We start from the raw sequence: 4951 nt of genomic DNA, 5'->3' as shown, positions 1-4951 counted from the left end.
TTCATACCATAGTAATCGATCTTCTGTTTTCCCGTAATATAAGCAGTACATGCAATAAATAAAGCTTGTACAGGGATAAATAGGAAACAAAGGCATATATCCAGTATATTTTTTCATTCATTTTATAGGTGATTTACTGCTGCAGGTAAAAATGTTTATTATTAAATACTAATTTAAATCCGGATTCGGACTAGCAGGTAAAAGCGTGTCATCAAATTCCTACATTGGTACCAGTGGCTGGAATTATCAACACTGGAAACCTCGTTTCTATAATAATCTCCCCTCAAGTCGATGGCTTTCTCATTGTGCGAGTCAATTTAACAGTATCGAAGTCAACAGCACCTTTTATCGCTTACAATCCAGGAAAACATTTCAACACTGGTACCGGGAGACACCCGACAAATTCCGCTTTGCGATTAAAGCTAACCGTTATTTAACACATACGAAAAGACTGAGAAACGCAGATGACTCAATTGCATTGGAAAAACAACATGCAAACGAACTTGGCGATAAACTGGCAGTTGTACTATGGCAACTACCCGGTAACTTTAAAATGAATATAAACCGTCTGAGCCAGTTTATTGATGCCCTGAAAAACTGGAATTCGGTACGACATACGATAGAATTTCGGCATAGTTCATGGTTTGAGGACGAGGTGGCCGACCTGCTCAGCCAACACAACATTGCTGTTTGTCAATCCGATGCCGGTGACTGGCCACTCTGGCAATGCGTCACTGCTGACTTTGTATACGTTCGCCTGCATGGAAAGCCCCAAACTTACGTATCCAACTATTCTGTCGCAAAGCTGGAAAAATGGGCTGGCCAGACAAAGCGATGGCTGAAACAGGGACAGGATGTGTTTATTTATTTTGACAATGACGCAGAAGTCAAAGCACCATTTAACGCATTGTCGTTGCAAAAACTGCTTCAGGTTTAACATTTAACATCAATACTTCCCTATCCTGTTTCAAATTACTATTCTTTACGTATGGACAACGTGTTTTATCAAAATGAATTATCAAAATTGGTCTGGGACCGCAACTATCGGTACCGGGACCAAACCCGCGAGTTCGATGAGACGATTAACGACACCTGGCAACGTATCTCCAGAACATTAGCCAAACTTGAGTCAAAAGATAAGAAATTTTGGCAACAACAGTACTATCAGGCAATTTCAGACTTTACCTTCCTGCCCGGAGGACGTATTCAGGCCGGTTGCGGCACGCAACACAAAGTCACGCTATTTAACTGCTTCGTTATGGGCACCATCGAAGATTCCATCGATGGCATTTTTAACGCATTAAAAGAAGGTGCTTTGACAATGCAACTCGGTGGCGGTGTGGGTTATGACTTTTCCACCTTGCGCCCGGAAGGCATGCCTGCCAATGTGACCGGACGCGTTGCGTCAGGGCCCGTATCTTTCATGCATACCTGGGATGCCATGTGTAAGACAGTTTTGTCCTCGGGTAATCGACGAGGCGCTATGATGGCTACCCTGCGCTGCGACCACCCGGATATTGAAACCTTTATTGATGCAAAGAAAGACAAAGCATCGTTAAGGAACTTTAATCTTTCGGTACTCATCACAGACGCCTTTATGGACGCGGTAAAACAACAACAAGATTGGCCGCTGGTATTCCCGGTTACTGATAAATCGTCCATCATCGATAAATCAGACATCGTGTATCGCACATGGTCAGACAGCAAAAATAAAATCCCCTGTAAAATTATTAAAACAGTATCTGCTACCGCTTTGTGGGAAAAGATTACCCGTGCCAGCTATGATTACGCCGAGCCAGGCATATTGTTTATTGACCGCATAAACGAGTACAACAATCTTTATTACCGGGAAATCATCGCTGCAACTAATCCCTGCGGTGAAATTCCGTTACCAGCCTACGGCGCCTGCAATCTGGGATCATTAAACCTGACTCGGTTTATTGATAATGCATTCAGCGAACATTGTAAGTTCGATGAAAATGCATTTGTAGCTACTGTTAAAACGGCAGTGAGAATGCTGGACAACGTTATTGATCTCTCTGACTACCCCTTGCAAGCGCAGCAGGAGCAGGCGCATGGTTCACGGCGCATTGGCCTTGGTATTACCGGTCTGGCCGATGCCTTCGTTATGTTGGGATATCGGTATGGTGATAAAGCGTCTCATGAATGGACCAGGCACTTAATGCAAACCCTCACCCACGAAGCCTATTTATCATCTATAGCACTGGCCAGGGAACGCGGACCATTTCCATTTTTCGATAAGGAAAAATATCTAAAAAGCCGGTTTATACGTAGCCTGCCAAATACGATCCACTCAGAAATCGAAAAGTATGGCATACGAAACAGTCATCTGATTGCAATCGCTCCCACCGGAACAATCAGTTTATTAGCCAACAATGTTTCCAGTGGTATCGAGCCTATATTCAATCTGAGTTATGAACGCACTGTGCTTAATGGTGACGGCAGTGCTGCGAAATATACGATGGAAGACTATGCATACCATTGCTGGCGGGAGAAAAATAAAACCGCTGATACTATTCCCGGGGTATTCATCACTGCTCACCAACTGGAACCACAAGTCCATATTGAAATGCAGTCGTTAATTCAACGATATGTTGATAACGCGGTATCCAAAACGATTAATATTCCGCAAGACTACGCTTACGATGAATATAAGCGTCTTTATATGTTAGCTTATGAAAAAGGATTAAAAGGCTGCACGACCTTTAGGCCCAATCCAGTAACAGGAGAAATTCTCAGTTCCCATCCCCACGACCTGATATCAAAGACATGTTGTGAAATACCTGGTTGATGCCACTGTTGCCTGATTAAATATTCATTCACAGTAGACATAATCGACACCACATTTAGCTGGCCACCCTCATTTCACGCTAATACGCCGTGATTTCCTCGTATGAAACATGAACTTCATCAAAGTCTGGTTAAAAATTTTGTATTACATTGTTTTTCAAAGGATTAAACTTGCCGGTAAATACAAAAATTTTGCTTAAGACTCAACACCGATTGCCGAAAATAGTGTATTGGCATTAGGAACCTATCTGAGCTCAGTGTGCCTAATTTCTATTAAATTAGCGTCACGCCAATCTAGCGCAAAAAGCTTATGGAATGAGCACAGGGGGAAATAAGTTTGCACGAAATCGATGTTTTCGATCTAAATACTTTGGATACGTAGTGTAACTTCTTAGGATATAAAGAGTTTTAGACCAATATGGATAATTTGTGCTACTCTGAGCGCTTTGAGGAATCATATCCATTCCACATTCTCCTACGTTGTTCTGAAGCCAACGCACAATTTTTTTTCATGGCAGCAAATCCAGGTCGGTAAATTCACAAACCACGGTAGAAGTAGAATTATGATGACAAGACGTTGCGCGGTACTTATATTTTTTATTCTAATTGGCTACTCGCTGGATGGTTTTGCGCGTAACGATAACCTGTTTCCTATGCCAGCAGCCATTGAGCATGATGTAGCCTTCTGGAAACGGATTTATACAGAAGTCTCGACCAATCAAGGCCTCATTCATGATGACAAGAATCTTGACGTAGTCTACCAAAAAATCAGCCTTCCAGAAAAAGCCAGCAGAAAAGCCCGCCGCAACTACGTTAAGAAGATTAAAAAGAAGTACCGCAACATACTACACAAACTATCAAAAGGTAAACGCACTGGCCTTACTGCCGAAGAGCAACGCGTCCTGAACCTGTGGCCAAAAGGTACCAGTAATAAAGAATTTCGCAGAGCCAAAGAACGCGTTCGGTTCCAGTTAGGTCAATCCAACAAGTTTCGCGCTGGCCTGATTCGCTCTGGCGCATGGAAACCATACATTCTCAAAACGCTCGACGAAATGGGTTTGCCACGCGAGATTGCTTCTCTACCACACGTAGAATCCTCCTTTAACCACAGGGCTTATTCCAAGGTGGGCGCAGCTGGCATGTGGCAATTCATGCGTTCCACGGGACGCCGATTTATGCGCGTCGATCACGTGCTGGACGAGCGTATGGATCCTTTCACCGCAAGCGTGGCCGCCGCCCGGTTACTGGAAAATAACTATGCCGTTACCGGCGCCTGGCCCCTGGCAATCACCGCTTATAACCATGGCGCCGCCGGTATGCGCCGGGCGGCAGTAAAACTGGGTACTACCGACATCACTACCGTGTTGCGTAAATACAAAAGTCGCACTTTCGGTTTCGCCTCACGCAACTTCTACGTTGCCTTCCTTGCCGCAGTAGAAATTGATAGTGATCCGGAAAAATATTTCGGCAAGCTTAATATGGAGCCCCCTGTCGACTATGAAATCGTTAAGATTCCCGGCTACATCGATGCCAGCACCCTGGCAAAGAAATTAAATATTCCTCGCAAGGAGTTGATGGAAACTAATCCCGCTTTACGACCTGCGGTTTGGAATGGTAATAAATATATTCCCAAAGGCTACGAGCTAAAGATCGATCGCCGCACTGTTGCTCATGCAGCAACGGCCCATGATATCGTTGCTAAACTATCCGGTAGCGTAATGTACGCAAAACAGAAGCCGGACCGTTATCACCGGGTACGTCGCGGTCAAACCCTCTCTACAATCTCAGCCCGCTATGGCGTTAGAGTCAGTGACCTGATGGCTGTAAATAACCTGCGTAGTCGACATCGTATTTACGTGGGCCAGGTATTAAGGTTACCTCAAGGCCGAGGCGGTAAAAAATCACGTAGTAGTAAAGTACAAGTTGCGGAAAAACGCTCGCCGAAAGTCGAACCGCGAGCATTGCCAGCCGGCGGTACTTATAAAGTACGCCGAGGCGATACCATTGACCGGATTGCCCGTCGCTATGGCATGAGCCCCAGAGAACTGCAGGCGATGAATAATATCCGCAATAAAAACAGAATCTATCCCGGCCAAAGATTGATACTTGCCAAGCTTGATGGTGATACATATACAGTCAG

3 protein-coding genes are annotated in these 4951 nt (G+C 44.6%); all 3 read left to right on the top strand.

The features are described from left to right. The first annotated feature begins 205 nt into the window (after positions 1–205). A complete protein-coding gene (locus tag ACWVCM_RS06630) occupies positions 206–937 on the top strand; it encodes a DUF72 domain-containing protein (protein ID WP_455200941.1) in 732 nt (243 codons plus the stop codon). Positions 938–988: 51 nt separating this feature from the next. Next, positions 989–2812 (top strand): adenosylcobalamin-dependent ribonucleoside-diphosphate reductase, encoded by a 1824-nt coding sequence (locus tag ACWVCM_RS06625; protein WP_455200940.1) that lies wholly within the window; start codon positions 989–991, stop codon positions 2810–2812. A gap of 562 nt (positions 2813–3374) precedes the next feature. Further along, a partial coding sequence (locus ACWVCM_RS06620; RefSeq protein ID WP_455200939.1) for a LysM peptidoglycan-binding domain-containing protein occupies positions 3375–4951 on the top strand: 1577 nt, incomplete at its 3' end.

The organism is Kaarinaea lacus, from assembly GCF_975902315.1.
This window is presented reverse-complemented; position numbering and strand designations above follow the sequence as displayed.